The organism is Bradyrhizobium sp. USDA 326, assembly GCF_049739485.1.
Classification (GTDB): domain Bacteria; phylum Pseudomonadota; class Alphaproteobacteria; order Rhizobiales; family Xanthobacteraceae; genus Bradyrhizobium.
The window spans coordinates 4,234,918-4,260,191 of sequence record NZ_JBMGQA010000001.1 but is presented as its reverse complement, the minus strand read 5'-3'; the positions used below and the strand labels follow the sequence as shown (position 1 = coordinate 4,260,191).

General features: G+C 65.7%; 25 protein-coding genes. 14 read left to right on the top strand and 11 right to left on the bottom strand.

Annotated features, from left to right (window positions below):
* Positions 1-9: 9 nt before the first annotated feature.
* Together ABIG06_RS20075 and ABIG06_RS20070 are read left to right on the top strand one after the other, a co-directional pair.
* The gene (locus ABIG06_RS20075) at positions 10-1,599 is read left to right on the top strand and encodes a gamma-glutamyltransferase family protein (protein WP_424578378.1); all 1,590 of its coding nucleotides are present in this window, start codon (positions 10-12) and stop codon (positions 1,597-1,599) included.
* A gap of 157 nt (positions 1,600-1,756) precedes the next feature.
* Positions 1,757-1,975, top strand: a complete 219-nt coding sequence (locus ABIG06_RS20070; RefSeq protein WP_370138328.1) for a hypothetical protein — start codon at positions 1,757-1,759, stop codon at positions 1,973-1,975.
* A gap of 53 nt (positions 1,976-2,028) precedes the next feature.
* On the opposite strand, the gene ABIG06_RS20065 is transcribed toward ABIG06_RS20070, so the two are convergent.
* The 4 genes from ABIG06_RS20065 to ABIG06_RS20050 are packed head-to-tail and all read right to left on the bottom strand — an operon-like array spanning position 2,029 to position 5,496.
* On the bottom strand, positions 2,029-3,312 hold the full coding sequence (locus tag ABIG06_RS20065; protein ID WP_370138327.1) for an NAD(P)/FAD-dependent oxidoreductase: 1,284 nt from the start codon (positions 3,310-3,312) through the stop codon (positions 2,029-2,031).
* A 12-nt stretch (positions 3,313-3,324) separates the two neighbouring features.
* Complete coding sequence (locus ABIG06_RS20060) at positions 3,325-4,056, bottom strand: amino acid ABC transporter ATP-binding protein (protein WP_424578377.1); 732 nt, start codon at positions 4,054-4,056, stop codon at positions 3,325-3,327.
* Positions 4,053-4,706 (bottom strand): amino acid ABC transporter permease, encoded by a 654-nt coding sequence (locus tag ABIG06_RS20055; RefSeq protein ID WP_370138326.1) that lies wholly within the window; start codon positions 4,704-4,706, stop codon positions 4,053-4,055. The genes ABIG06_RS20060 and ABIG06_RS20055 overlap by 4 nt, the downstream gene beginning before the upstream one ends.
* Before the next feature lie 31 nt (positions 4,707-4,737).
* The gene (locus ABIG06_RS20050) at positions 4,738-5,496 is read right to left on the bottom strand and encodes an ABC transporter substrate-binding protein (protein WP_124161062.1); all 759 of its coding nucleotides are present in this window, start codon (positions 5,494-5,496) and stop codon (positions 4,738-4,740) included.
* A 180-nt stretch (positions 5,497-5,676) separates the two neighbouring features.
* Here ABIG06_RS20050 and ABIG06_RS20045 point away from each other — a divergent pair, with 180 nt between their 5' ends.
* Positions 5,677-6,327, top strand: coding sequence for a helix-turn-helix domain-containing protein (locus ABIG06_RS20045; RefSeq protein WP_370138324.1), 651 nt, complete (start codon positions 5,677-5,679; stop codon positions 6,325-6,327).
* 120 nt (positions 6,328-6,447) lie between these two features.
* On the opposite strand, the gene ABIG06_RS20040 is transcribed toward ABIG06_RS20045, so the two are convergent.
* Together ABIG06_RS20040 and ABIG06_RS20035 are read right to left on the bottom strand one after the other, a co-directional pair.
* Positions 6,448-7,713, bottom strand: coding sequence for a D-amino acid dehydrogenase (locus ABIG06_RS20040; protein WP_370138322.1), 1,266 nt, complete (start codon positions 7,711-7,713; stop codon positions 6,448-6,450).
* Between the two features lie 70 nt (positions 7,714-7,783).
* Entirely contained in the window at positions 7,784-9,112 is a 1,329-nt protein-coding gene (locus ABIG06_RS20035; RefSeq protein ID WP_370138320.1) for an aspartate aminotransferase family protein, read from the bottom strand.
* Between the two features lie 147 nt (positions 9,113-9,259).
* Between ABIG06_RS20035 and ABIG06_RS20030 the strand changes: the two genes are divergently transcribed.
* Both ABIG06_RS20030 and ABIG06_RS20025 read left to right on the top strand, forming a co-directional pair.
* Positions 9,260-9,808, top strand: coding sequence for a cupin domain-containing protein (locus tag ABIG06_RS20030; protein ID WP_028180135.1), 549 nt, complete (start codon positions 9,260-9,262; stop codon positions 9,806-9,808).
* Positions 9,809-9,995: 187 nt separating this feature from the next.
* A complete protein-coding gene (locus ABIG06_RS20025) occupies positions 9,996-10,148 on the top strand; it encodes a hypothetical protein (protein WP_283084201.1) in 153 nt (50 codons plus the stop codon).
* A gap of 42 nt (positions 10,149-10,190) precedes the next feature.
* Here the strand turns inward: ABIG06_RS20025 and ABIG06_RS20020 are convergent, their stop codons facing one another.
* The 3 genes from ABIG06_RS20020 to ABIG06_RS20010 are packed head-to-tail and all read right to left on the bottom strand — an operon-like array spanning position 10,191 to position 13,994.
* Positions 10,191-12,452 carry a xanthine dehydrogenase family protein molybdopterin-binding subunit gene (locus tag ABIG06_RS20020; protein WP_370138319.1) on the bottom strand — a complete coding sequence of 754 codons (2,262 nt, stop codon included), beginning with the start codon at positions 12,450-12,452 and terminating at the stop codon, positions 10,191-10,193.
* A complete protein-coding gene (locus ABIG06_RS20015) occupies positions 12,445-13,500 on the bottom strand; it encodes an FAD binding domain-containing protein (RefSeq protein WP_370138318.1) in 1,056 nt (351 codons plus the stop codon). The genes ABIG06_RS20020 and ABIG06_RS20015 overlap by 8 nt, the downstream gene beginning before the upstream one ends.
* Entirely contained in the window at positions 13,497-13,994 is a 498-nt protein-coding gene (locus tag ABIG06_RS20010) for a (2Fe-2S)-binding protein (RefSeq protein WP_124161056.1), read from the bottom strand. Before ABIG06_RS20010 ends, ABIG06_RS20015 begins: the two co-directional genes overlap by 4 nt.
* A 251-nt stretch (positions 13,995-14,245) precedes the next feature.
* On the opposite strand from ABIG06_RS20010, the gene ABIG06_RS20005 reads away from it, so the two are divergent.
* Positions 14,246-14,887 carry a TetR/AcrR family transcriptional regulator gene (locus ABIG06_RS20005; protein ID WP_370138317.1) on the top strand — a complete coding sequence of 214 codons (642 nt, stop codon included), beginning with the start codon at positions 14,246-14,248 and terminating at the stop codon, positions 14,885-14,887.
* A gap of 44 nt (positions 14,888-14,931) precedes the next feature.
* On the opposite strand, the gene ABIG06_RS20000 is transcribed toward ABIG06_RS20005, so the two are convergent.
* A complete protein-coding gene (locus tag ABIG06_RS20000) occupies positions 14,932-16,197 on the bottom strand; it encodes an MFS transporter (RefSeq protein WP_124161054.1) in 1,266 nt (421 codons plus the stop codon).
* A 152-nt stretch (positions 16,198-16,349) separates the two neighbouring features.
* Between ABIG06_RS20000 and ABIG06_RS19995 the strand changes: the two genes are divergently transcribed.
* The 8 genes from ABIG06_RS19995 (at position 16,350) to ABIG06_RS19960 (ending at position 23,713) form a co-directional block, all read left to right on the top strand.
* Positions 16,350-16,793, top strand: coding sequence for a hypothetical protein (locus ABIG06_RS19995; RefSeq protein ID WP_370138316.1), 444 nt, complete (start codon positions 16,350-16,352; stop codon positions 16,791-16,793).
* Positions 16,794-16,866: 73 nt separating this feature from the next.
* Positions 16,867-17,148 carry a hypothetical protein gene (locus tag ABIG06_RS19990; RefSeq protein ID WP_370138315.1) on the top strand — a complete coding sequence of 94 codons (282 nt, stop codon included), beginning with the start codon at positions 16,867-16,869 and terminating at the stop codon, positions 17,146-17,148.
* A gap of 9 nt (positions 17,149-17,157) precedes the next feature.
* Positions 17,158-18,582, top strand: coding sequence for a TolC family protein (locus ABIG06_RS19985; protein WP_370138314.1), 1,425 nt, complete (start codon positions 17,158-17,160; stop codon positions 18,580-18,582).
* 13 nt (positions 18,583-18,595) lie between these two features.
* On the top strand, positions 18,596-19,930 hold the full coding sequence (locus ABIG06_RS19980) for a copper oxidase (RefSeq protein ID WP_370138313.1): 1,335 nt from the start codon (positions 18,596-18,598) through the stop codon (positions 19,928-19,930).
* Between the two features lie 32 nt (positions 19,931-19,962).
* Entirely contained in the window at positions 19,963-20,418 is a 456-nt protein-coding gene (locus ABIG06_RS19975; protein ID WP_370140878.1) for a cupredoxin domain-containing protein, read from the top strand.
* A gap of 15 nt (positions 20,419-20,433) precedes the next feature.
* Positions 20,434-20,736: a copper-binding protein gene (locus ABIG06_RS19970; protein ID WP_124161048.1), complete on the top strand. Its 303-nt coding sequence runs from the start codon at positions 20,434-20,436 to the stop codon at positions 20,734-20,736.
* Positions 20,737-21,076: 340 nt separating this feature from the next.
* Positions 21,077-23,218 carry a flagellar biosynthesis protein FlhA gene (gene flhA, locus ABIG06_RS19965; RefSeq protein ID WP_370138312.1) on the top strand — a complete coding sequence of 714 codons (2,142 nt, stop codon included), beginning with the start codon at positions 21,077-21,079 and terminating at the stop codon, positions 23,216-23,218.
* A gap of 294 nt (positions 23,219-23,512) precedes the next feature.
* Positions 23,513-23,713, top strand: a complete 201-nt coding sequence (locus ABIG06_RS19960) for a hypothetical protein (protein ID WP_370138311.1) — start codon at positions 23,513-23,515, stop codon at positions 23,711-23,713.
* Between the two features lie 338 nt (positions 23,714-24,051).
* Here ABIG06_RS19960 and ABIG06_RS19955 read toward each other — a convergent pair whose 3' ends face one another.
* Positions 24,052-25,272 carry an NAD(P)/FAD-dependent oxidoreductase gene (locus ABIG06_RS19955; RefSeq protein ID WP_370138310.1) on the bottom strand — a complete coding sequence of 407 codons (1,221 nt, stop codon included), beginning with the start codon at positions 25,270-25,272 and terminating at the stop codon, positions 24,052-24,054.
* Positions 25,273-25,274: the final 2 nt, after the last annotated feature.

Sequence of the window (25,274 nt, the reverse complement as noted above, 5' to 3'; positions counted from 1 at the left end):
GACGACATCATGCCTCATCAGTTCAGCCTGAACCAAAACGTCCGCAAGCTCGCCGTCACCTCCAAGGGCGGCATCGTCGCCTCGCAATCGCGCCGAGCGGCCGAAGTGGGGGCACAGGCGCTCGCGGCGGGCGGCGACTGCGTGGACGCGATCGTGGCAACCACCATGGCGCTGAACGTGCTGGAGCCCTGGAACAGCGGCATCGGCGGCGGGGGTGCGATGGTGCTCTACCGCGCCAAGGAAAATCGCTATGAGGTGATCGACTACGGCATGTGTGCGCCACAGAGTCTGCGTGCTGCCGACTACCCGCTCAGCGGCGAAGGCGCAGCCTCCGATCTCTTTCCCTGGCCGCGGGTGAAGGACGATCGCAACATCCACGGCCCCGGTTCGATCGCCGTGCCTGGCGTCGTCGCCGGGATGGAAGAGGCGCATCGCCGCTACGCCAGAATGCCGTGGAAGGATCTGGTCGCGCCGGCAGCCAGTCTCGCCGGCGAAGGCCTGCTGGTCGATTGGTGGACCACGGTGACGATCTCGGGCTCGGCCGCCGATCTCAGGCGCTATCCCGCGAGCGCGGCGGCGTTCCTGAAGGACGGGCTGCCACCGAGCGCGCCCTGGGGTATCAAGGCCGAGACGCGGCTGCCGCAGGATACGCTGAAGGCAACGCTGTCGCATCTCGCCGACGCCGGACCGCGCGATTTCTATCAGGGTGATCTCGCCAGGAGCATCGCCTCCGACATCAAGGCCGACGGCGGTTCGCTGTCGGTCGAGGACCTCGCCGCCTTCCGCGCGCATTTGCGCGAGCCGCTGGCGATCCCGTATCGCGGCGGCAAGGTGTTTGCGACGCCGGAGCTCACGGCCGGCCCGACCATGGCGCATGCGCTGCGCCTGCTGCAGCAGAATTTGAAGCCGGCAGGCACGCCGGACGCGGCCGCGTATGCCGAATATGCGCTCGCCCTGCAAGCAGCCTTCCGCGAGCGGCTCAAGGACATGGGCGATGCCGACGGCAAGCGCTCGCTCGGTGCCGAATATCTGGCGCCCGCCTGCACCACGCATTTCTCCGTGGTCGACCGCCACGGCAACATCGCCGCGGTGACGCAGACGCTGCTCTCGTCGTTCGGCTCGAGATACGTCACGCCGCACACCGGCATCGCCATGAACAACGGCATCATGTGGTTCGATCCGACGCCGGGCACGACCAACTCGCTTGCGCCCGGCAAGCGCTGCCTCTGCAACTACACGCCCGTCATCGCGGAGACGAAGGATGGCAAGCGGCTCGCGGTCGGCGCCTCCGGCGGCCGCCGCATCCTTCCGGCGGTGACGCAGCTCGTGTCCTTTGCGATGGATTTCGGCATGGATCTCGATGCCGCCATTCACCAGCCGCGCATTGACGCCAGCGAGGGCGCAATCGTGATTGGCGATGCGCGGCTGCCGGCTGAGGTGCGCAAAGCCCTGGCCGCACGCTTCAACTATGAAGAGAGCCGCGTGCAGACGTTGCCGCAGAAATTCGCCTGCCCGAGCGTGGTGATGCGCGAGGGCGACACGAATTCCGGCGCGGTCGAGATCTTCCAGCCTTGGGCCGATGCGGTGGCGGAAGGCTGAGGGACGCACCGCTGCGAGATGATGCCAGCGCGCGTTGAGCCGATGCGCGCTTGCGCATCAGCGCGAGCGTCACGACTCCTCCACATTTGCAGGGAACCTAGCTGCACATCGTTCGTTCATTGAATGGACAAGTGCGCTCGCCCCACTGGAGGACACAATGAAGAAACTTGCGCTCGCCGCGTCGCTGATCGTTGCGGCTGGCCTCACACTGACAAGCCCTGTACTGGCCAAGGGCGGCCATGGTGGCGGTCATGGTCATGGTCATAAGATGGGCCATCATTACCATGGCACGCCGCCCGGATGGCACCATGGTCGCAAGGTCGGCTGGCGCGGTTACGGCTGCCCGCCCGGCCTGTGGAAGCAGGGTCGCTGCTGAGGCTTGATCCGAAACGCAGCAAGGCGTCGCCCTAGAAGCGGGCGGCGCCTTCTTCATATGCCGAGCCGGTCGCGTACGCGGCCCGCGATCACTGCGGTCGTCACGCCAACGGGCCAGAACGCGTGCATCGGGATCGGCTTGATGCCGGTGACGGGCATATCGATCTCCGCCTTCGGCCCGCCGATCAGACGGCGGGCGAGCTGCGCGCCCATCGCGGTCGAGAGCGCAACGCCGCGGCCGTTGCAGCCGAGCGAGATCAGGATGTTTTCCGCGGGCTCATGCACATGGGGGTAATGATCCGCGGTGATGGCGAGGCGGCTATTCCAGCCGTGCGTCCAGGCAACGCCCTTCAGCTGCGGCCACAGTCTCTCGGCATATCGCATCAGATAGGCAACGTCGTCGGGCGATTTGATCCAGCGCATCGGACCGCGCCCGCCCATCAACAGGCGGTTCTGCTGATCGATGCGGTAGTAGACCGTGATGTGGCCGCTCTCGTAGAGCACGGGACGGGTCGGCATGATCGAGCGGGCGACAGCGTCAGGCAGCGGCGCGGTGGCGGCGATCGAGGAGAACACGGGCACGATGGTGCGGCGGAGCGCCGGCCAGAGATCATCGGTGAAGCCGTTGGTGGCGAGCAGCACTTTTTCCGCGTGCACCACCGCGCGTGGCGTCTCGATGCGCCAGCGCGAGCCGTCGCGGCGCAGCGACAATGCCGGTGTCTCGCCAAAGACCTTTGCGCCGGCGGAGATTGCCGCGCGCGCGAGACCGCGGGCGTAGCTCAACGGATGCAGGTCACCCCCGCTTCTATCCAGCATGGCCCCGATGTAACGATCGGTGCCGGACATCTCGCGGAGCTGCTCGCGGTTGAGATATGTCACCGGCATGCCGCGGCGGATGCATTGCTGCGCGGTCTTCTCGATCGCGGCGGCGCTCGCTTCGTTGTAGGCCGCGCGTAGCGTGCCGTTCTGGCGCGCCTCGCACGGGATCTGGAAGCGGCGGATCAGATCATGCGTGAAGTTGGTGGTGCCGTAGGCGAATTCGATCATGCGGCGACCGAGCTCCGCGCCGAAATCGGCTTCGATCTGATCGGGGTCGTGCTTCAGGCCCGGATTGGTGTGGCCGCCGTTGTTGCCCGACGCGCCCCAGCCGGGCTCCTGCGCTTCCAGCACCATCGACTCGACACCCTGCTCGGCAAGATGCAACGCGGTGGACAGGCCGGTGTAGCCGCCGCCGACGATCGCGACGGAAACATTTTTGTCGACGTCGAGCGGCGGCGTGGCAACCGGCGCGACGGCGGTGTCGGCATAGAGCGAGGGCGGCAGAGGCAGGCGCGTCATGGCGAGGTCCGGTCAGAGCGGATGCAGCACGCGGCGCAGGAAGTCCTGCGTGCGCGGATGCTGGGGCTGGTTGAGCAGCGCCTTGGCTGGCCCCTGCTCGACGATGACGCCGCCGTCGATGAACAGCACACGGTCGCCGACGTCGCGGGCAAAGCCCATCTCGTGGGTGACGACGACCATGGTCATACCGTCGTCGGCGAGCTTGCGCATGACGCCAAGCACGTCGCCGACGAGCTCGGGGTCGAGCGCCGAGGTCGGCTCGTCGAACAGGATTGCCTTGGGCTGCATCGCAAGTGCACGCGCGATCGCGACGCGCTGCTGTTGGCCGCCGGAGAGCTGCGGCGGATGCGCGTCGGCCTTTTCCGCGAGTCCGACCTGGGCGAGCAGCGCGCGGCCGCGCTCGAATGCGGCGGCACGCGGCTCCTTCTTCACGTAGAGCGGTCCCTCGACCACGTTCTCCAGCACCGTGCGATGCGGGAACAGATTGAAGCGCTGAAACACCATCGAGACCTGGGTGCGGATGTTCACGATCGAGGGTGACTCACGGTCGACCTTCAGGCCCTCGACGCTGATCTCGCCGCGGTCGTAACTTTCCAGACCGTTGATGCAGCGCAGGATGGTCGACTTGCCGGAGCCGGAAGGGCCGATGATGCAGACCACCTCGCCCTTCTGCACCGACGCATTGATGCCCTTGAGCACCTCGACCTTGCCGAAGCTCTTGTGGACGTCGTTCAGCTCGATCATCGCTTGCCGGCCCGCTTCTCGAAGTGACGGACCAAGAGGATCAGCGGAATGCTCATGGTGAGATACATCAGCGCCACCAGCGTGAACACGCTGGTGTTCTTGAAGGTCGAGGACGCGATCAGCTTGCCTTGCAGCGCGAGCTCGGCGACCGTGATGGTCGAAGCTTGCGAGGAGTCTTTCAGCATCATGATCATGACATTGCCGTAGGGCGGCAGCACGATGCGCACGGCCTGCGGCAGCACCACGCGCCGCATGGTGAGCCACCAGCCCATGCCGATCGACTGCGCCGCCTCGATCTGGCCCTTGTCGATCGCCTCGATGCCGGCGCGGAAATTCTCGGCCTGGTAGGCCGAATAGGCGATGCCGAGCCCGAGGATCGCGGCCTGCAGCGCCGACAGCGTGACGCCGAGATCGGGCATCACGAAATAGAGGTAGAACAACAGCACGATGATCGGGATGCCGCGGATCACGTTGATCAGGCTGGCACTGAGCATCGACAGCGCCTTGATGCCGGAGACCCGCATCATCGCCCAGACGAGGCCCAGCACCGTCGAGAGCAGCAGCGAGCCGATCGTGACGACGATCGTCAGCGCGACGCCATTCATCAGGATCGGGACGAACTCGACGGCGTCGTGCCAGAAGCCTTTCATCGGGCAGCCTTCATCGATCAGACGCTGACGATCAACCCTGCGCCTTCAGGCCCCATTTATCGAGGATCTTGTCGATGGTGCCGTTGGCTTTGAGCTTCGCGAGCGAGACATTGATCTTGCCGAGCAGCGCGGTCTCGCCCTTGCGCACGCCGATGCCGACCGAGCCGACCGTGACCGGCTTGTAGCCGTCGACCAGGCGCACCTCGGGGAAGCCGCCCTGCTTCAGATTGTAGGCGAGGATCGGATAATCGGCGTAGCCGGCCTTGAGGCGGCCGGTGTTCACGTCGCGCAGGATGTCGGGAATGGTGTCGTAGGCCTTCACTTCGGCGAACAGGCCGGTCTTCTTCAGCGCGTCGACGAAGGCGGTGCCGACCTGGGCGCCGACCGTCTCGCCCTTCAGATCGTCCTGCGTGGCGTAGGCCTTGGTGTCGCTCTTCGGCACCACGAGGCCCTCGCCGTAGCTGTAGATCGGGTCGGAGAAGTCGACGACCTCCTTGCGCGGCGGCGTGATGAACATCGCAGCCGCAATGATGTCGATCTTGCTCGATGTCAGCGACGGGATCAGTGCCGAAAACTGCATCGGCTCGATCTGCACGTTGAAGCCGGCATCCTTGCCGACCTCGGTGATGAGATCGACCATAATGCCCTGGATGGTGTTGGTCTTGGTGTCGAGGAAGGTGAAGGGAATGCCCGTGGGCGTCGAGCCGACCTTCAGCACTTGTTGCGCCGAAGCCGGCACTGCTGCGGCAATCGCGAGCGCCGCGACTGCGGCCTGAACAAAACGCTTCATCGCATTCCCCCTTTGGGTCCGGCCAGTGGCGGCGCTCGCGATTGTCGTGATCAGACGTTGCGAGCCAAGCCATTTCGGCCTATTTTCACCAATATGAAAATTTGGTCACACTTTTGGGATCGATGCAAGCGGTTTTCATGCACATGAAGGAAGCGGTTTGACGTGAGCGGTGGCAAAAGAATGCGCAAACCCACCGCCGCAAAGCCGGCCAAGCAAAAGCCGGCCAAGGTGAAAGCCGTCGCCAAAGTGGCCGAGCCGGCGATGGACGTCGCCGTCGGCCGCCGCATCAGGGATCTCAGGCGGGTCAGGCAATTCTCGCTGGAAACGGTTGCTGCGCGGACGGACCTGTCGATCGGCTTCCTCAGCCAGATCGAGCGCGGGCTGTCCTCGCCGTCGCTGCGCGTGCTGGCAACGCTCGCCGACATGCTCGGCGTCGGGATCGCCGCGCTGTTCGGCGCGAGCCCGAGCGCCGACGGCGCATCCGACCAGGTGGTGACGCGCGGCCTGCAACGGCCGGAGTTGAAGCTCTGGCGCACCGGCGTGTCAAAACAGTTGCTGAGCCCGGCCAGCGCCGACAACAAGCTCAACCTGTTCCTGGTGCATCTGGAGCCCGGCGGCTCCACCGGGGACGAACTCTACACTCATGATGGTGAAGAAGCCGGCCTCGTGCTCGAAGGCGAGATGATGCTGACGGTCGACAGCGAGACGTGGTCGCTGAAAAGCGGCGACAGTTTTCGCTTCGCGAGCCGAAGGCCGCACCGGTTTTCAAATCCGGCGAACGATGCGAAGTCCGTGGTGCTGTGGGTGAATTGCGTGACGGCGGCGGGGTAGCGCTGTTCGCGACGTAACCACCCGTCATTGCGAGGAGCCCTTGCGACGAAGCAAATCCAGATTGTCACCGCGGACAGTTACTGGATTGCTTCGCTGCGCTCGCAATGACGCGGATAGAGTCTAGCCGAACCGGTGCTTGTACCGATCCACCGTCAGCGCGCTGACGTCGATCTCCGGCTTCTTGCCCGACAGCATGTCGGCGAGCACGCGGCCCGAGCCGCAGGACATGGTCCAGCCCAGCGTGCCGTGGCCGGTGTTGAGGTGGAGATTGGCGTAGTGCGTCCGGCCGATGACGGGCGGGCCGTCCGGCGTCATCGGGCGCAGGCCGCTCCAGAACGTCGCCTTGGCGAGATCGCCGCCGCGCGGGAACAGGTCGGTCAGCGAATGATCGAGCGTGGCGCGGCGCGCATCGTAGAGCTTGTCCGAGAAGCCGGAGATTTCGGCGGTGCCGCCGACGCGGATGCGATTGCCGAGGCGCGTGATCGCGACCTTGTAGCTCTCGTCCATCACGGTCGATTCCGGCGCGCCGGAGGCGTCCTTGATCGGCACCGTGATCGAATAGCCCTTCACCGGATAGACCGGCAGCGAGATGCCAAGCGGTGCGACCATCTGCGACGAATAGCTGCCGAGCGCGAGCACGTAACTATCTGCCTGCAACAGGCCGGCACTGGTCGCGACGCCGCTGACGCGCGCGCCGTCGGTGACGATGCGATCGATGCCGGTGTTGAACATGAAGCGCACGCCGAGCGCCTGGGCGTGCTTGGCGAGTGACTGCGTGAACATGTGGCAGTCGCCGGTCTCGTCCTGCGGCAGACGAAGGCCGCCGACGAACTTTTCCTTCACGCCGCCGAGCGCCGGCTCGACCGCAATGCAGCCCTCGCGGCTCAGCACCTCGAAGGGAACGCCGTATTGCTTGAGCACGGCGATGTCCTCAGCCGTGCCGTCGAGCTGCGCCTGGTAGCGAAACAGCTGCAGCGTGCCCTGCGCGCGGTCGTCATATTGAATACCGATGTCGCGGCGCAGGTCGCGCAGGCAATCGCGGCTGTATTCCGCGATCGGAATCATCCGGCTCTTGTTGACAGCGTAGCGGGCGCTGGTGCAGTTGCGCAGCATCTTGAGCAGCCAGACCCACATGACAGGATCGAGCTTCGGCCGGATCACCAGCGGGCCGTGCTTCATCAAGAGCCACTTGACCGCCTTCACCGGCACGCCGGGGCCGGCCCAGGGCGAGGAATAGCCCGGCGACACCTCGCCGGCATTGGCGAAAGAGGTCTCCAGTGCCGGCTCGGGCTGGCGGTCGACGACCGTCACGTCATGGCCGGCACGTGCGAGGTAGTAGGCAGAGGTGACACCGATGACACCGCTGCCGAGGATCAGAACTTTCACGCTTCGTCAAACTCCCGCGGCATCACGCTCGCCGCTGCAAGGAAACAACTCGCAACGGCGAGAGCAATTATCAGGCCACCTTCTTGATGGCGTCGCCGAGGATCGAGACCATCTGGTCGATGTGGCTCTTCTCGACGATAAGCGGAGGCGACATCGCGACGGAGTCGCCGCCGGTGCGAAGATAGAGGCCGCTGTTGAAGCATTCGACCAGCATGTCGTAGCCGCGCGCGCCGACCGCACCGTCACGCGGTGCGAGCTCGACCGCGCCCATCAGGCCGCAATTGCGGATGTCGACCACGTTCGGCAGCCCCTTCAGCGAATGCAGCGCATCGCGCCAGTATTCGGCGAGCGAGGCACCGCGCGTGAGCAGGCCCTCGTCCTTGTAGATGTCGAGGGTCGCGATGCCGGCGGCACACGCGACCGGATGCGCCGAATAGGTGTAGCCGTGGAACAGCTCGATCTGGTTCTCCGGGCCGTTCATCATGCCGTCGTAGATCTTGCGGCTGGCGAACACCGCGCCGCAGGGCACGGTGCCGTTGGTGATGCCCTTGGCGGTCGTCATCAGGTCCGGCGTGACGCCGAAGAAGTTGGCGGCGAACGGCGTGCCGAGGCGGCCGAATCCGGTGATGACCTCGTCGAAGATCAAAAGGATGCCGTGCTTGTCGCAGATCGCGCGCAGGCGCTGGAGATAGTTCTTGGGCGGCGGCAGCACCGCGGTCGAACCCGGCACCGGCTCGACGATGACGGCGGCGATCGTCTCGGCGCCGTGCAGGGCGACCAGACGCTCGAGATCGTCGGCGAGCTCGGCGCCATGCTCGGGCAGGTCCTTGGCGAAGGCATTGCGGGTGAGATCATGGGTGTGGCGGATGTGATCGACGCCCGGCAGCAGGGTGGTGAAGGCGCGGCGGTTGGCGACCATGCCGCCGACCGAGGTGCCGCCGAAGCCGACACCGTGATAGCCGCGCTCGCGGCCGATCAGGCGGGTGCGGCTCGCCTGGCCGTTGGCGCGGTGATAGGCGAGCGCGATCTTCAGCGCGGTGTCGACCGACTCGGATCCGGAATTGGTGAAGAAGACGCGGTCGAGGCCGTCAGGCGCGATCTCGGCGAGCCGCTCGGCGAAGTCGAACGCCAGCGGATGGCCCATCTGGAACGACGGCGCGAAGTCCAGCGTCATCAGCTGGCGCTCGACGGCGGCGGCGATCTGCTTGCGGCCGTGGCCGGCATTGACGCACCAGAGGCCGGCCGAGCCGTCGATCACCTGGCGGCCGTCGACGCTGGTGTAGTACATGCCCTCGGCCGAGGAAAACAGACGCGGCGACTTCTTGAACTGCCGGTTGGCCGTGAACGGCATCCAGTACGAGTCGGTCTTGATGGTGTTCGGAATCTGATGAAGGGTCACGGCCGCGCTCCTTTGCTGACCCCATAGCTGAGCCACGGTTTCGGAACCGCAACAAGTCCTTTTCTGGCGACGTGCAAGCCATTGATTCGACTGGGGCTGCCGGTGCATATTTGCGCGATCCGCAACACCTGCAACAGGGCTTGGGCTATGAGCGTCGACATCGGTGGACGGCTGCGATTCATCCGGGCGCGCCACAAGCTGTCGCAGCGCGAGTTGGCCAAGCGCGCGGGCGTCACCAATTCGACGATCTCGCTGATCGAATCCAACCAGATGAACCCCTCGGTCGGGGCGCTCAAGCGCATCCTCGACGGCATCCCGATGGGACTCGCCGAGTTCTTCGCGCTGGAGCCGGAGTCCAGGCGCAAGATCTTCTACCGTGCCGAGGAGTTGACGGAGGTCGGCAAGAAGCCGATCTCCTACCGGCAGGTCGGCGACAATCTGTTCGGCCGCAGCCTGCAGATCCTGAAGGAGCGCTACGAGCCCGGCAGCGACACCGGCCGCGTCCACCTCGTCCATGAGGGCGAGGAAGGCGGCATCGTGATCTCGGGCAAGCTCGAGGTCACCGTCGAGGACGAGCGCCGCATCCTCAATCCCGGCGATGCCTATTATTTCGAGAGCCGCCGGCCGCATCGCTTCCGCTGCGTCGGCGGCAAGCCGTGCGAGGTGATCTCGGCCTGCACGCCGCCGACGTTCTGAAGGCGCGACAAGATATCCGGACTCTTACGGACTCACCGGTTTCTTACGGAGCTTGAGCCATCTCAATTTCCGCGGGCCGCACCGCTATATATTGCGAACCATAGCCGAGCAGCCTGGCGCAAAAGGTGCTGAGGTTATCGCCCGGATGCCCAGGCACTCCGGGGCCGCTTCGTAACAGGGCTCGCAGATGAAGATCACGCTCGCCAATGCAGAAGCCGCGCTCGACGAAGTCCAGCGCGACGCCGACAAGCTCCATTCGCGCGAGTTGCGCAAGGCCATCGCCGAATACATCGAAACGCAGCGAGAGGCGCTCAAGGCGCTCCGCAAGAAGCTGCATTAACGAGACGCGGCGGAGCGAGAAGATCCCGCCCCGCCCTATCCCTCAAAGCTGCGTCAGCAACTCCTCGATCCGGATCGGAAAGCGGCGGACGCGCACGCCGGTTGCGTGCCAGACCGCGTTGGCGACCGCACCGGCGCTGCCGGTGATGCCAATCTCGCCGACGCCCTTGATGCCGAGCGCATTCACATGCGGATCGTGCTCCTCGACCGTGATCACGTCGAGTGGCGGCACGTCGGCATTCACCGGGATGTGGTACTCACCGAGATTGGCGTTCATGATCCGTCCGCTGCGCCGGTCGGTGATGGCCGCCTCGTGCAGCGCGAACGACATGCCCCAGATCATGCCGCCGAACAGTTGGCTCTGCACCATGCGCGGATTGACGATGCGCCCGGCCGCGAAGGCCCCGACCATGCGGGTGACGCGGACCTGGCCGAGCTCGGGATCGACCTTCACCTCCGCGAACACCGCGCCGTGGGCGTGCATCGCATACTCCTCCATCGCGGCAGGGTTCGGCGCGCCGGTGCCGCGCGCCTCGACCTCGGCGACGCCGGCGCGCGCCAGGATCTCGGAATAGCTCTCGCTGCGGCTCTCGTCGTCGCGACGGATCAACCTGCCATCGCGCGCGATCACGCCGGCATTGCCGGCGCCGAACAACGGCGAGCGTTCGTCATTGGTGGCGAGATCGGCGAGCCTGGCAATCACGGCCGCTCCGGCACTGTGGATCGCCGCACCGGCGGTGGCCGTGTGCGCCGAGCCACCGGCAATGCCGGCATCCGGCAGGTCTGACGTCCCCGCCTTGAACTCCACGCGGTCGACATCGAGGCCAAGACCGTCGGCGGCGATCTGGGCGAGCGCCGTCCAGGCGCCCTGCCCCATATCGTGCGCGCCGATTTCCATCACGCCGGAGCCGTCGCGGCGGATCGCCGCCCGGGCTTCGGCCTGGAACATCAGCGCCGGGAAGGTCGCGGTCCCCATGCCCCAGCCGACCAGAAGGCCGGCATCGTCGCGCATCTGCCGCGGCTGCAGCAACCGCTTCGCCCAGCCGAAGCGCGCTGCGCCCTGCTCGTAACAGGCTCGCAGCGCCTTGGAGGAGAACGGTCTGCCCGTCATCGGCTCGACCTCGGCGTAGTTCTTCAGGCGGAAGGCCAGCGGATCCATGCCGCAGGCCCAGGCCATCTCGTCGATCGCGCTTTCGAGCGCGATCGAGCCGGTCGCCTCACCCGGCGCGCGCATGAACAGCGGCGTGCCGGTGTTGACGCGCACGGCGTCATGCGAGGTGCGGATCGCAGGCGCCGCGTAGAGCGTGTGCGAGGCATCGGCGGCCGGCTCGTAGAAATCGTCGAACGTGCTCGACACGGTCCGCGCATGGTGATCGAGCGCGGTCAGACGTCCCTCGCCATCGGCGCCAATGCGTAGTCTCTGACGCGTCGGCGCGCGATGGCCGACCGGGCCGTACATCTGCTCACGGCGCAGCACCAGTTTGACCGGCTTGCCGACGAGCTTGGCGGCCATGATACCGAGGACCGGCGGACCGCCCATCAGCCCCTTGGAGCCGAAGCCGCCGCCGAGGAAGGGACTGCGAATGTGGATCTTGTCGTGCGCGATGCCGAACAGTTCGGCAATGCGCGCCAGCGACAGCATCAGACCCTGGGTCGGCATGTCCACGGACAGCCTGTCGCCATCCCATTGAACCACGATCGCATGCGGCTCCATCGCGTTGTGATATTGCGGCGGCGTCTCGTAAGTCGCGTCGATCCGCTTCTCGGCCGAGGCAAGGCCCGCCTCGACATCGCCGCGGTGATTTTCGGCGGGGTTTCCGACGCCGACAACGGGCGGCACGAAACTCTCGCCGGCGTCGAGGCCGACCAGCGGAGGCAGGGTCTCGTAGCGAGGCGCCAGCAGCGCCGCGCCTTCCGTGGCCGCCTCCAGCGTTTCCGCGATCACGACCGCGATAGGCTGGTTGGCGTAACGGACTTCGTTGCTGTGCAACGCTTCCATCCGGAACACGAACGGATTGGTCTTGATCTCCGGATCGATCGCGAGCTGCGGCTTGTGGTCCGGCGTCATGACGTCGACGACGCCGGGATGGCGCTTGGCCGCGGCGACATTGAGCGAAGTCACGCGGCCACGCGCGATGCTGGACACGGCGATCACCGCGAACAGCATGCCGGGCAGATGATTGTCGGCGGCATAGGTCGCCTGTCCCGTGACCTTGAGGATGCCGTCACGGCGGGTCAGCGGCTGTCCGATATTCGAGCCGTGCCTGAGATGGGCGGGCGCGCTGGTGAGGTTGAGCTCAGGCATGGATGGCTCCAGAGATCGAGGCAAAGGGAGAGGCCGGCAGCGCGGGGATACGCGCAGGCGTGCCGGCGGCCGCGAGTAGCAGCGCGCGCACCACGATGCGGCGCGCGAGCTCGATCTTGAAGGCATTGTCGCCCGACGGCTTCGCACCCTCGAGCGCACGCCGGGCGGCCTCCTGGAACGCGTCTGCCGTGGGCGCGACGTTCCTGAGCACGTCCTCCGCCGCGCGAGCGCGCCAGGGCTTTGCGGCGACACCACCGAGTGCAAGCCGCGCCTCCGCGATCTTGCCGTTCTCGATCCGCAGAGCGGCGGCCGCCGAGACGATGGCGAAAGCATAAGACGTTCTCTCGCGCACCTTCAGATAGCGCGCATGCGACGCAAACGCGCGCGCCGCCGGCGGCAGGCGCACCGCGACGATGAGATCGCCGGGCTCGAGCGCGGACTCGCGCTCGGGCGCATCGCCCGGCAGGCGATGCAGTTGATCCAGCGCGATCTCGCGCCGGCCATTCCTGCCCTCGATCTCGACGACGGCGTCGAGCGCGACCAGCGGGACGCAGAAGTCGGACGGATGCGTGGCGATACAATTCTCGCTCCAGCCGAGCACGGCATGGCTGCGGTTCTCGCCGTCGCGGGCGTCGCAGCCGCTCCCGGCCTCGCGCTTGTTGCAGCGGCTGGCGGTGTCGTAGAAATACGCGCAGCGTGTCCGTTGCAACAGATTACCGCCGACGGTTGCGGCATTGCGCAACTGAGCTGACGCGCCGGAGAGCAGGGCTTCGGCGACGGCCGGATAGGATTTTGCAAAGGTCGCGTCATGCGCGAGATCGGCGTTGCTGACGAGTGCGCCGATACGCACACTGCCGTCGGCGAGAGTCTCGATTTGGTCGAGGCCATCGAGATGCGTGACATCGACCAGCCGATCCGGACGGCTGACGCCGCCCTTCATCAGGTCGAGCAGATTGGTGCCGGCGGCAAGGAAGGCAGTGCCGGGCTGAGCGGCGGCGGCGACCGCTTCTGCAACCGAGGCCGGCCTGACATAATCGAACGGCTTCATGCGGAGCGCCTCTGGTTGGATTCGTCCATCTGTCCTTGCGCGTCGAGCACGGCATCCACGATGCCGGCATAGGCGCCGCAGCGGCAGAGATTGCCGCTCATGCATTCGCGGACGCGTTCAGGGTCATTGCCGGTCTGGCCTTCGCGCATCATGCCGATCGCGCTCATGATCTGGCCGGGCGTGCAAAAGCCGCACTGAAAGCCGTCATGGGCGATGAAGGCAGCCTGTACCGGGTGAAGCTGGTCGCCGCGTGCGACACCTTCGATGGTGAGGATGTCGGCGCCGTCGTGGCTGATCGCGAGCGCGAGGCAGGAATTGATGCGCTTACCGTCGACGAGGATGGTGCAGGCGCCGCACTGGCCGCGGTCGCATCCCTTCTTGGTTCCGGTCAGATGGAGGCGCTCACGCAGGAGATCGAGCAGCGTGACGCGCGGATCGTCGAGAACGAAATCGCGCCGCGCACCGTTCACGGTGAGGCTGATGGAGTGGTTCATACAAGGCTCCGATCAGATATGGACATGAGTCATCGCCCAGCGCGCCACCGCCGTGACCGCTGTCGAATAGCGCCGCCCGAACATGATGCGGCCGGCGCTCGAACGAAGATACGGAGGCGGCCTCCGCTTAACAAGGGCCGCCCGGAAAAATCTGGAATTCGTCAAAAGCGCGTGCGTCACCAACGCGATGCAGCGCCCCAAGGGTTCAAGAAGGGTTCAATCTAACCAATTCGTGATCTACATTGCGCGCCATGGACGACCAGACCGACCAGACCCGAAAGCCCCGCGCCGACGCCGTGCGCAATCGCGAGCGCGTGCTCGAAGCGGCGAAGCTGGTGTTCAATGCGGGCGGTTCGGAGGCGAGCCTGGAAGCAGTGGCAAAGCGCGCCGGCGTCGGCATCGGCACGCTGTATCGGCATTTCCCGACGCGCGAGGCATTGTTCGAGGCGGTGTACCGGCGCGAGGTCGAGCAGCTCAGCGAGCTCGCCGAGCAATTGAAGAATGCGAAGGATCCGGTCGAGGCGCTGCGGCGCTGGCTGCGCTCGGGAGTCGAGTTTGTTGCGACCAAGAAGGGGATGATGGCGGCACTGGCGCTCGCGGTGCAGAGCGGGTCGGAGCTGCATGCCTTCTCCTTCGAGCGTCTGACCAAGGCGATCGGCTCGCTGCTGGACCGTGCCGTCGCAGCCGGCGAGATGCGCGCCGACATCAACCCCGAGGATCTGCTGCGCGCCTTCTTCGGCATGTGCTACGTGCACGACCAGCCCGGCTGGCAGGCGACGGCGCTGCGCCTGCTCGACGTGTTCGTCGACGGCTTGAGGATGCAGGCCGCTATGAAAGCCAGGCCGCGCGCCGTCGCCAAACCTGGGAAGAAGGTCGCGAAGCAAAAGCGATAACCGGCGGCGGCAAGATCACCACAGCCTAAGGCCGGGCAGGCGGCCTAAGTCGCAAAACCCGGGCCGGTCTTCGTCGCGCTCATCCGCGCGCGAATCAGCAGCAGAACGACGATGCCGATGTTCAGCGCATTCCACGCCACGCCGTTCGCGAACGCCGCGGCATAGGAGCCGGTGGCATCGAAGATGACGCCCGACACCCAGCCGCCGAAGGACATGCCGAACACGGAGGCGAAGATCACGATGCCGACGCGCGTCGCCGCCTCGCTCGCCGGCATCGCCTCACGCACGATGATGGCGTAGCTCGGCACGATGCCGCCCTGGAACAGGCCGAACATCGCGGAGATCAGATACAGCGAGGTCAGGCTGTCGAAGAACAGATAGAACACCAGCGCGAACCCCTGCGCCAGCGATCCGACGAGCAGCGTGCGGATGCCGCCGATCTTGTCGGCGAGATAGCCGGAGCCGATCCGGCTGATGATGCCGCAGCCCATCATCAAGGACAGCATCTCGGCGCCCCGCGCCACGCCATAGCCGAGATCGCCGCAATAGGCCACGATATGCACCTGCGGCATCGCCATGGCGACGCAGCAGGAGATGCTGGCGATCGAGAGCAGCACGGTCAGCGTGTTGGTCGACAGCCTGAGATCGACCCGCGGCGGCGGTGCGTTGGCATGATCGTGGAGGGTGTCGCGCCCCATCTGCGCCCGCAGAATCAGCACCAGCACCGTCATCAGGCCGGCGCAGACGATGCCGATGCCGATATGGGTGTAGCGCCAGCCGATCTCCTGCGTGCCCCAACTCACAATCGGCGGCCACATCGTGCCGGCGACATAGTTGCCGCTGGCGACGATGGTCACCGCCAATCCGCGATAGCGCTCGAACCAGTGCGAGGCTTCGGCCATCAGCGGCGCGAAGGTCGCGGAGGTGCCGAGCCCGATGAGGAAGTAGGCCGCCACGAACTGCCAGAGGTGGCTGGACAGGCCCGCGAGCACGTTGGCGACGCCGAGGAAGGCGATGCTGATCGCCATGGCCGGCACGATGCCGAACCGGTCGGTGATCTTGCCGGCGATCACGCCACCCAGCCCGAAGCCGAACATCATGAGGGTGAAGGCCAGCGACACCGCGCCGCGCGTGGCGCCGAATTCGGCCTGCACTACGGGAATCACGACCACGACCGCCCACATGCCGACGGCGCCGATCGAGCCGATCACAAGTGCAATGACGAGCCGCATCCAGGCCTGACGGGAATCAGGGCTGAATGATTGAGGCGTCTGTCCTGGATGATTTGGCGCGTGCACGGGCCGGAACATGGCCCGCGGATCGCCGCAGGGTCAAGCATTGTGGCGCGATATTGGGCATGCGCGGTGCACTGCGGTAAGAAGGCGCTTGGCGACCGCGCAATTTGCCACTAGTTTGCAATTCGCGTGTGCACCTTTGCCGCGCGGAGAGCCATGCCGGCGGAATGTTGCTGCGATTGACGCGATCGATGCGGATCAGGGTGGGGCGGATCATCGCCCTCGCCTACCTGTTCTGCGTGCTCGCGCCGGCTGCGGCGCTTGCCTGGGGCGATGGTCCTGCGCCGTGCCTTGACGACGCACTCCTCGCAGATCGCGTGCCGGCGCATCACCAGATGCCGACCAGCCATATGCATGGCGATGCCTCGCACGAACACGCGGGAACCCACGCTCACCACCAGACGGCCGCGCAGGACGCGCCTGCTCCGCATCATCACGGCGACGCGGGAACAGTGGGACCGTGCTGCGCCATGATGTGCGTGAGCGCGCTGCCGGCCGATCTGCCCGGCGTCGCCACGCCGATGCTGCCCGTCTCGGCCTGTGCGCCCGAACTCGTGGCCAGCCTGCACAGCGCGGCGCCGCCCGTGCACTACCGCCCCCCCATCGCCTGATCTGACGCGACGATTTCGGGCCGAGCGCGCTTTTGCGCGCGCGAACCTGTGGTCTCCAGATCAGGGATGAGTGATGTTCACGCTTTCGGGGGCGAAGTCCGCCGCATCTGCGGTGGGTGGACGCCAGTTTCGATTGAATTCGCTGCTGCTGGCCCTTGCTGCGCTGGGGCTGTCCGGCTGCATGCCGGCAACGACACAAGTCGCCAGCGCCGATCCCGCAGATCCGGCGGCAAAAGTGGCACGCATCGGCTACCGCTCGACCATTGCGCCCTATACCAGCCTGCGCCCTGCGACGCCGGCGCCATGGCGTGGCCGCAACGAAGCGGTGACGCCGCAGCCGAAGCAAGACCGGTAGGAACGCGCCATGACACGCCATCTTGCGCCGGGCCTGCTCGTCCTCATTGCGCTCAGCGTTTCCGGCTGCGCCGCGTTCTCGCCCGACGGCGGGATGACTGCCGTCTCGGATCTGACGAGCCAGACCATCAACAAGGATGTCGCCTTCGTGCGAACGGCCGAGGGCGCCAGCACGGTCGACGCGCGCGTTCGCCAGCTGTTGTCGCGGACGCTGAGCGCGGATGCCGCCGTGCAGATCGCGCTGCTCAACAACAAGGGACTGCAAGCCGTCTATAACGAGCTGGCGCTGGCCGAGACCGATCTCGTCGAGCAGAGCCTGCCGCCCAATCCGGTGTTCGCGGTTTCGCGCATCACGGGCAACGGCGCCAGCGAGATCGAGCGCCAGGTGGTCGGCGACATCCTCGCGCTGGCCACCCTGCCGTTCCGCTCCGATATCGCCCGCGACCGCTTCCGCGGAGCGCAGCTGCGCGCGGCCCTGGCGACGCTGCGACTCGCCGCCGACGTCCGCCGCGCCTATATCCGCACTGTTGCCGCCAATGAGATGGTCGCGCTGCTGACGGACGCGAAGGCCACGGCGGAATCCACCGCGCAGCTCGCGGTCAAACTCGGCGAAACCGGCTCGCTCAACAAGCTCGACCAGGCCCGCGAGCAGGTGTTCTATGCCGAAACCACCGCCGACCTCGCAACGGCGCGTCAGGCGGCGACGAGCGCGCGCGAAAGGCTGGTGCGCCTGATGGGGCTGTGGGACGACGGTCTCGACTTCCGCCTCCCCGATCAAATGCCGCCGCTGCCGCGTCGACCGCAGGCCTTGCCCTCGATCGAGGTCGATGCCGTGGCGCACCGCATCGACCTGCAGATCGCACGGCTTGAGCTGGCGGCGCTGGCGAAGGCCCTGAACCTCACCGAGGCGACGCGCTTCGTGACACTGCTCGATCTCGCCGGCATCTCCCGCCGCACCCAGGATCCGGAAGGGCCGCCGTTCCGCGAACGCGGCTTCGACGTGCAGTTCCAGATCCCGATCTTCGACGGCGGCGAGGTGCGGGTGCGGCAGGCCGCCGAAACCTACAATCTCGCCTTCAACCGCCTGACCGAGCGCGCGGTGAATGTTCGCTCCGAAGCGCGCGATGCCTATCGTGTCTATCGCTCCACCTACGACATCGCCGGCCATTACCAGCGCGAGATCATCCCCTTGCGGAAGATCATCACCGAGGAGATGCAGCTGCGCTTCTCCAGCATGCAGGTCGACATTTTCGCGCTCCTCACCGAGGCGCGACAGCGCCTGGCGTCGCTGCGCGGCGCGATCGATGCCAGGCAACGGTTCTTTCTCGCCCAGGCCGATTTGCAGACTGCCGTCAACGGCGGCGGCGTGCCGACGGCCGGCGGCGACAGTCCAACCACCATCGCCGCGGCAGCGCCTGCCGCCGGCGGCCACTGAGATGGAGGCCAGCATGTTTTCCCGGCGAGGATTCTTAGGCAGCGCGGCGCTTGCCGGCGCGTCGGCCATCAGCGGCCGTGTGCAAGCCGCTTCGATTCCGGAAGCGCCCACCATGGACAAGGTGGTGATGCAGCCGCCGCTGCATCCGATCAGCGGGCCCGACTACCGGCCAGTGGTCACGCTGAACGGCTGGTCGTTGCCGTTCCGCATGAACGGCGACTGGAAGGAATTCCATCTCGTCGCCGAACCGGTGGTGCGGGAATTCGCCGAGGGCATGAAGGTGAATCTGTGGGGCTACAATGGCCAGTCGCCGGGCCCGACCATCGAAGCGGTCGAGGGCGACAAGCTCCGCATCTTCGTCACCAACAGACTGCCCGAATACACCACCGTGCACTGGCACGGCATGATCATTCCGAGCGGCATGGACGGTGTCGGCGGACTGACCCAGCCGCACATCCAGCCGGGCAAGACCTTCGTCTACGAATTCGAGATGAAGAAAAGCGGAACCTTCATGTACCACCCGCATTCCGACGAGATGGTGCAGATGGCGATGGGCATGATGGGCATGGTCGTCGTGCATCCGCGCGACCAGAGCTTCCGACCGGTCGACAGAGACTTCGTCTTCGTGATGAGCACCTACCGCGTCGACCCCGGCACCTATCTGCCGCATGTCAACGAGATGACCGACTTCAACATGTGGACCTGGAATGCGCGGGTATTTCCCGGCATCGATTCCCTGCCGGTCCGGCTCGGCGACAAGGTGCGCGTGCGCATCGGCAATCTCAGCATGACCAACCATCCGATCCATCTGCATGGCCACAGCTTTGCGGTGACCTGCACCGACGGCGGCTGGATCCCGGAGAGCGCACAGATCCCCGAAACGACCACCGACGTGCCGGTCGGCGCTGTCAGGGTGTTCGACGTGCTCGCCGACAATCCCGGCGACTGGGCGTTCCACTGCCACAAGTCGCACCACACCATGAACGCGATGGGACACGATGTGCGCAATCTCATCGGCGTGTCGCGCAAAGACCTCGCCAAGGCCGTCGGCAAGCTTGCGCCTGACGGCATGGCCATGGGCTCGACCGGCATGGCCATGGGCAACATGGAGATGCCTGCGCCCGACAACACGCTGCCGATGATGACCGGCACCGGCCAGTTCGGGCCGATCGAGATGGGCGGCATGTTCACGGTGATGAAGATCCGCGAGGACCTCGCGCGCGACGATTACCGCGATCCCGGGCCGTACAAATTCCCGCAAGGCACCGTCGCCTACGAAGTGGCCGCACCCGCCATCGAGCCGGCTCGGCAGAAGCCGGGAGCGCCGATGAAGAACATGAAGATGTGAGCGTTTCGATGAACGAACAACCGGAGACCAGGATGAAGACCACTATCAGGCTCGGCCTCGCACTGGCTGCGCTTTCGACCGCGCCGGCCCTTGCCCATGACAAGCACGGGCACGCGACCTTTTCGGCCGGCGAGCCCGGCGATCCCAAGAAGCCCGCACGCACCATCGAAATTCTGATGAATGAGATGGACTACACGCCCGCGAAAATCGAGGTGAAGCGCGGCGAGCAGATCCGATTCGTGCTGCGCAATATCGGCAGGGAGGACCACGAATTCCTGCTGGCCACGACCAAGGAGAACCTCGCGCATGCGGATCAGATGAAGAAGCATCCGCACATGGAGCACGACGAGCCCAATGCGGCGCGGCTTGCTCCAAAAAAGACGGCCGAGATCCTCTGGAAGTTCAGCAAGCGCGGCACCTTCGAATATTCGTGCCTCATTCCCGACCATCGCGAATACGGCATGGTCGGCCAGGTCACCGTGAAGTAAGCAATGGAGACTCTCATGAACCGCATCATTGGTATCGTTGCTGCACTGGCACTGAGCATTGGCCTTGCGACCGTAACGCTCGCAGCCGAGGGCGCCGTGATCAGCGGCGAGGTCAAGAAGATCGACGAGGGCGCCGGCAAGATCACGCTCAAGCACGGACCGGCGAAGAGCCTCGGCATGGAGGAGCCGATGACCATGGTCTATCGCGTCAAGGATCCCGCCATGCTCAAGCAGGTGAAGGTCGGCGACAAGATCACCTTCGAGGCCGAGGAAGCGGCGTCGGGGTACACGGTGACCAAGATGCAGAAGGCGAAGTAGGGCCTTGCCACCTGCCCCGTCATTCCGGGATGGTCCGCAGGACCAGACCCGGAATCTCGAGATTCTCAGGTGCGCAATTGCGCACCGTAGTTCGGTGCTTCGCACCGCCCCGGAATGACGGGCAAAACGCCAGCTCCCCCTTCCCACCCCCTCCGTTAACCCTTTGCTAACCATACACCCGGCAAGAATTGCCGGGTGAAGTCGAGTGTCGTCGGCCGCGTTTAGAACGGGAGCTCCCGTGGACGCCAGTGCGGTGCCTCACTTTCGGAACGGCGGCCCATCGGCCGCCGCGCAGACGTTTGGGGCGCGCGGACGGCAGTCGCGCGGGGAGGCAGCTACCATGGTCGACGTCACGGCGGGACAGGGCGTAGGCAGCGCGAAGCCCGGCATCCCCTCCCTCAACGACATCGTCAACATCCTCAAGCGCGGCGACATCGCGCTGGCGCTCGGCATCCTGACCATCCTGGTGGTGCTGATCCTCCCCCTGCCCGCGATCGTGCTGGACCTGTTCCTGGCAATCTCGATCACGCTCTCGATCCTGATTCTGATGACGTCGCTGTTCATCCAGGCGCCGCTCGAGTTCTCGGCCTTCCCGACCATCCTCTTGATCTCGACCATGCTGCGCCTGTCGCTCAACATGGCCTCGACCCGCCTGATCCTGTCGCATGGGCACGAGGGCACGGCCGCTGCCGGCCACGTCATCGAAGCCTTCGGCAACTTCGTGATGGGCGGCAATTTCGTCATCGGCATCATCGTCTTCGCCATCCTGATCATCGTCAACTTCGTCGTCATCACCAAGGGTTCGGGCCGCATCGCCGAAGTCGCCGCGCGCTTTCACCTCGACGCCATGCCCGGCAAGCAGATGGCGATCGACGCCGACCTCTCCGCCGGCCTGATCGACGAGAAGGTCGCCAAGGAGCGGCGCAAGGAGCTGGAGGACGAGAGCGGCTTCTTCGGCGCCATGGACGGTGCCTCCAAATTCGTCCGGGGCGATGCCATCGCCGGCCTCCTGATCGTCTTCATCAACGTCGTCGGCGGCATGATCATCGGCGTGGCGCAGCAGGGCATGTCCTTCGCCGACGCCGGCCGCAGCTACACGCTGCTGACCGTTGGTGACGGTCTCGTCACCCAGGTGCCGGCGCTGATCGTCTCGACCGCGGCGGGCCTGCTCGTCTCCAAGGCCGGTGTGTCCGGCGCCGCCGACAAGGCGCTGATGAAGCAGTTCTCCGGCTATCCGCAGGCGCTCGCGATGTCCTCGGCGGTGATGCTGGTGCTGGCGGCGCTGCCGGGCATTCCGACCCTCCCCTTCCTGGCGCTTGGCGCCGGCGCCGGCGCACTGGCCTGGAACGCCCGCAACCGCAACCGGGTCACCGCCAAGGCCGAGGAAGCCGCCAAGGCCGCGCCCGCGCCAGGTCAGCCCGGTGCACCGGGGGCCGCTGCGACCGAAGAGCCGATCTCGGCAGCGCTCAAGATCGACGACCTCAAGATCGAGCTTGGCTATGCACTGCTGCCGCTCGTCAACGGTCCCGACGGCACCGACCGTCTCACCGAGCAGATCAAGGCGCTGCGCCGTTCGCTCGCGATCGAAATGGGTTTTGTGATGCCGGCGGTGCGCATCCTCGACAACGTCCAGCTCGAGGCCAACACCTACATCATCAAGATCAAGGAGGTCGATGCCGGCACCGGCAAGATCTGGCCGAACCAGTTCATGGTCATGGATCCCGGCGGCAGCCAGGTGCAGGTGCCCGGCATCCACACCACCGAGCCGACCTTCGGCCTGCCCGCGACCTGGGTCGACGCCAGCCTCAAGGAAGAAGCCTCTCTCAAGGGCTACACCGTGGTCGACGCAGCGACCGTGCTCTCGACCCACCTCACCGAGCTGCTCAAGGCCAACATGTCGGACCTGCTCTCCTATGGCGAGGTGCAGAAGCTGCTCAAGGAGTTGCCGAAGGAGCAGAGCGAGCTGGTCAAGGACATCGTCCCCGGACAGGTCACGGTTTCCGGCATCCAGCGCGTGCTGCAACTGCTGCTCGCCGAGCGCATCTCGATCCGCGACCTCTCGACCATCCTCGAAGGCATCGCCGATTCGCTCGCCTTCTCGCGCAACCCCGCCACCATGGTCGAGCACGTCCGCGCGCGCCTGGCGCGGCAAATCTGCGCGCAGAACACCTCCTACAACGGTTATCTGCCGCTGATCGCGCTGTCGGCGCGGTGGGAGCAGGCCTTTGCCGAATCCATCATCGGCCAGGGCGAGGAGCGCAGCCTCGCGATGCAGCCCTCGAAACTGTCGGAGTTCATGACCGCTGTGCGCGAGGCGTTCGAGCGAGCCGCCCGCGAAGGCGAGGCCCCGGTGCTGGTCACGTCTGCGGCAATTCGTCCGTTCGTCCGCTCTCTGGTGGAGCGCTTCAGGGCCCAGACGACCGTGCTGTCGCAGGCAGAAATCCACCCCAGGGCGAGGCTGAAAACGGTCGGAAGCATCTGATTTGCCTTAAGAAGCCGTATGTTTTTCAGCCACAGGCAAATGGTTTTTGAGTTCCTGGCGCCTTGTCGACCAAACCCTGGAACGACACCCGAATTGCAGACCAAGTATTTGAAAGAATTAAGTAATCTAGCGATCGACGATCATTCTTGATCGCGACCTTTCACGTCGCGTCACGCTCTTGTGATCGCCTCTTGGGAACGAATCCCGCCAATACTAGGTTGTTGGGCACCGGAAGCATGAACCTGCCTGAACTGGCTGGCGACTACTTCGGGTAGATGGCGGCAGGAGGCTTCCATGAACCACTCGATCTACAGCGCAGATCGCTCGACCCACTTGAAAATAGTGGTCGTGGCCCTCGTCGCAGGGATCGCGGTGGCAGGCCTTGGCATTACGGCGCGTTCGGGCTCCGATGAAGGTTTGACCGAGACCGCCCGCGTCATCAAGGCCGGCAAGCCGGTCGTTGTCACCAGTTCGAACGCATCCCTTGTTCGATAAGGAGATCTAGAGTTTCAGGAATTCACGCGGCTCTTTACCAGCCCCCCAAAGTCGCCACGTGGATATGTAGACGACCCCAACCCCAAGTCGACTACAGAAAGCGCCCGCCCCCCACGGGCGCTTTCTCATGTCTGGAATAGTGTTTGCGTGGTGGGTGTGGGGCCAGCAGTCCCACAAATTCCGCTGTCATTCCCCGCCACCGCGGTCTCGCCTTCGGCGAGCCCGATGACAGGCTCCAGCGGGGAATCCAGTACGCTGCGGCTTCTCCGTATCCCACTATCGTCCCTGGAATACTGGATCGCCCGCTTTCGCCGGCGATGACGCCTTATCTTTGGCAACTACCGCCCCCCATAAGTCGGCGGCGGTGCCTGCACGGTCGGCGCTGCGGCAGCGAACAGTTCGTCCCTGCTGCCGGTCAGCGGCGGATAGATGCGCTTGCGGTTGATGGTCGCTTTCGTGGCCTTGGCAGCCGCGCCGGTCGTCCTCACCTCGCGATCCCAGCCTTCCGTGTAGAGCGCGCCCCAGCCGCCGAGATCGAGCACGGTGACGTACGAGTCGATCCGTAGCGGCAGCATCGGCAGGCCGGCGAGATCGGCCACCACGTTGTGGCCGGCGAAGCGGCCCATGGGGCGGGCGAACTGACAGGACATCACGGTCGGATGCAACCCGTCGATCACGCTCGAGGCAATGTCGCCGGCCGCGAACACGCCACCGACATCCGCAACCCGCATGTAGGGATCGACCAGAAGCCGCCCGAGGCGATCGCGTCCGTCCGGAAAGTTCGCTGCCAAGGGGCTTGCACGCATTCCTGCGCACCAGATCACCGTCTGCGCCGGGATGAACTCGCCCGAGTTCAGATGCACGCCGGCCGCCTCGACCGAGGCGACGCGCACGCCGAGCCGGGTCTCCACATCGAGCGAAGCCAGCGCTGTCTCTATGACCGGACGCGCGTGCGCGCCGATGGTGGCGCCGACCGCCGGGTTGGGATCGACCAGGATGATGCGATGGCTGCCGGTGATGCCCGCACGCGCCAACCGGTCAGGCATCTCGGTTGCGACCTCAATGCCGGTGAAGCCGGCGCCGACCACCGCCACCGTTGAACGCCCCGGAGACGACGCACTGCATCCAAGCGAAACCAGATGATCCTCGAGGCGGAGCGCCGCGGCATAGGTGTCGACGTCGAAGGCGTGCGCGGCAAGGCCGGGAATGTCGGGGCGCATCACCTCGCTGCCGAGCGCCAGCACGAGGCGGTCGTAGTGCAGCGTCTCCGCGCCGGCGCTGGTGACGAGCGAGATTTCGCGCCGGGCCGGATCGATCGCTTCGACCTCGCCGAGGCCGTGGCTGACACCGACCGGATCGAGCAGTCGCGGCAGCGGCAGCGCGACCTCGCCGAGATCGGCCTCGTAGTTGCGCACGCGGATATTGTGATAGGGATTGCGGTCGACGAGACGGATCTCGATGTCGCGGTCGCTCGCGCCGATCTCGTCTCGCTTGCGCGCAGCGCCGATGGCCGCCCACAGCCCTGCAAATCCGGCACCGAGCACGACGATACGCGCCATGT

Excerpts from the sequence above, each read along its gene's own strand:
- flhA (WP_370138312.1), top strand. The coding sequence starts at position 21,077 with ATGGTCGACGTCACGGCGGGACAGGGCGTAGGCAGCGCGAAGCCCGGC.
- ABIG06_RS20015 (WP_370138318.1), bottom strand. The coding sequence starts at position 13,500 with ATGAAGCCGTTCGATTATGTCAGGCCGGCCTCGGTTGCAGAAGCGGTC.
- ABIG06_RS19970 (WP_124161048.1), top strand. The coding sequence starts at position 20,434 with ATGAACCGCATCATTGGTATCGTTGCTGCACTGGCACTGAGCATTGGC.
- ABIG06_RS20055 (WP_370138326.1), bottom strand. The coding sequence starts at position 4,706 with ATGAAAGGCTTCTGGCACGACGCCGTCGAGTTCGTCCCGATCCTGATG.
- ABIG06_RS19975 (WP_370140878.1), top strand. The coding sequence starts at position 19,963 with ATGAAGACCACTATCAGGCTCGGCCTCGCACTGGCTGCGCTTTCGACC.
- ABIG06_RS20000 (WP_124161054.1), bottom strand. The coding sequence starts at position 16,197 with ATGTTCCGGCCCGTGCACGCGCCAAATCATCCAGGACAGACGCCTCAA.
- ABIG06_RS19980 (WP_370138313.1), top strand. The coding sequence starts at position 18,596 with ATGTTTTCCCGGCGAGGATTCTTAGGCAGCGCGGCGCTTGCCGGCGCG.
- ABIG06_RS20020 (WP_370138319.1), bottom strand. The coding sequence starts at position 12,452 with ATGCCTGAGCTCAACCTCACCAGCGCGCCCGCCCATCTCAGGCACGGC.
- ABIG06_RS20045 (WP_370138324.1), top strand. The coding sequence starts at position 5,677 with ATGCGCAAACCCACCGCCGCAAAGCCGGCCAAGCAAAAGCCGGCCAAG.
- ABIG06_RS19995 (WP_370138316.1), top strand. The coding sequence starts at position 16,350 with ATGTTGCTGCGATTGACGCGATCGATGCGGATCAGGGTGGGGCGGATC.
- ABIG06_RS19960 (WP_370138311.1), top strand. The coding sequence starts at position 23,513 with ATGAACCACTCGATCTACAGCGCAGATCGCTCGACCCACTTGAAAATA.
- ABIG06_RS19955 (WP_370138310.1), bottom strand. The coding sequence starts at position 25,272 with ATGGCGCGTATCGTCGTGCTCGGTGCCGGATTTGCAGGGCTGTGGGCG.
- ABIG06_RS20005 (WP_370138317.1), top strand. The coding sequence starts at position 14,246 with ATGGACGACCAGACCGACCAGACCCGAAAGCCCCGCGCCGACGCCGTG.
- ABIG06_RS20075 (WP_424578378.1), top strand. The coding sequence starts at position 10 with ATGCCTCATCAGTTCAGCCTGAACCAAAACGTCCGCAAGCTCGCCGTC.
- ABIG06_RS20070 (WP_370138328.1), top strand. The coding sequence starts at position 1,757 with ATGAAGAAACTTGCGCTCGCCGCGTCGCTGATCGTTGCGGCTGGCCTC.
- ABIG06_RS20010 (WP_124161056.1), bottom strand. The coding sequence starts at position 13,994 with ATGAACCACTCCATCAGCCTCACCGTGAACGGTGCGCGGCGCGATTTC.
- ABIG06_RS20065 (WP_370138327.1), bottom strand. The coding sequence starts at position 3,312 with ATGACGCGCCTGCCTCTGCCGCCCTCGCTCTATGCCGACACCGCCGTC.
- ABIG06_RS19990 (WP_370138315.1), top strand. The coding sequence starts at position 16,867 with ATGTTCACGCTTTCGGGGGCGAAGTCCGCCGCATCTGCGGTGGGTGGA.
- ABIG06_RS20030 (WP_028180135.1), top strand. The coding sequence starts at position 9,260 with ATGAGCGTCGACATCGGTGGACGGCTGCGATTCATCCGGGCGCGCCAC.
- ABIG06_RS20025 (WP_283084201.1), top strand. The coding sequence starts at position 9,996 with ATGAAGATCACGCTCGCCAATGCAGAAGCCGCGCTCGACGAAGTCCAG.
- ABIG06_RS20050 (WP_124161062.1), bottom strand. The coding sequence starts at position 5,496 with ATGAAGCGTTTTGTTCAGGCCGCAGTCGCGGCGCTCGCGATTGCCGCA.
- ABIG06_RS19985 (WP_370138314.1), top strand. The coding sequence starts at position 17,158 with ATGACACGCCATCTTGCGCCGGGCCTGCTCGTCCTCATTGCGCTCAGC.
- ABIG06_RS20060 (WP_424578377.1), bottom strand. The coding sequence starts at position 4,056 with ATGATCGAGCTGAACGACGTCCACAAGAGCTTCGGCAAGGTCGAGGTG.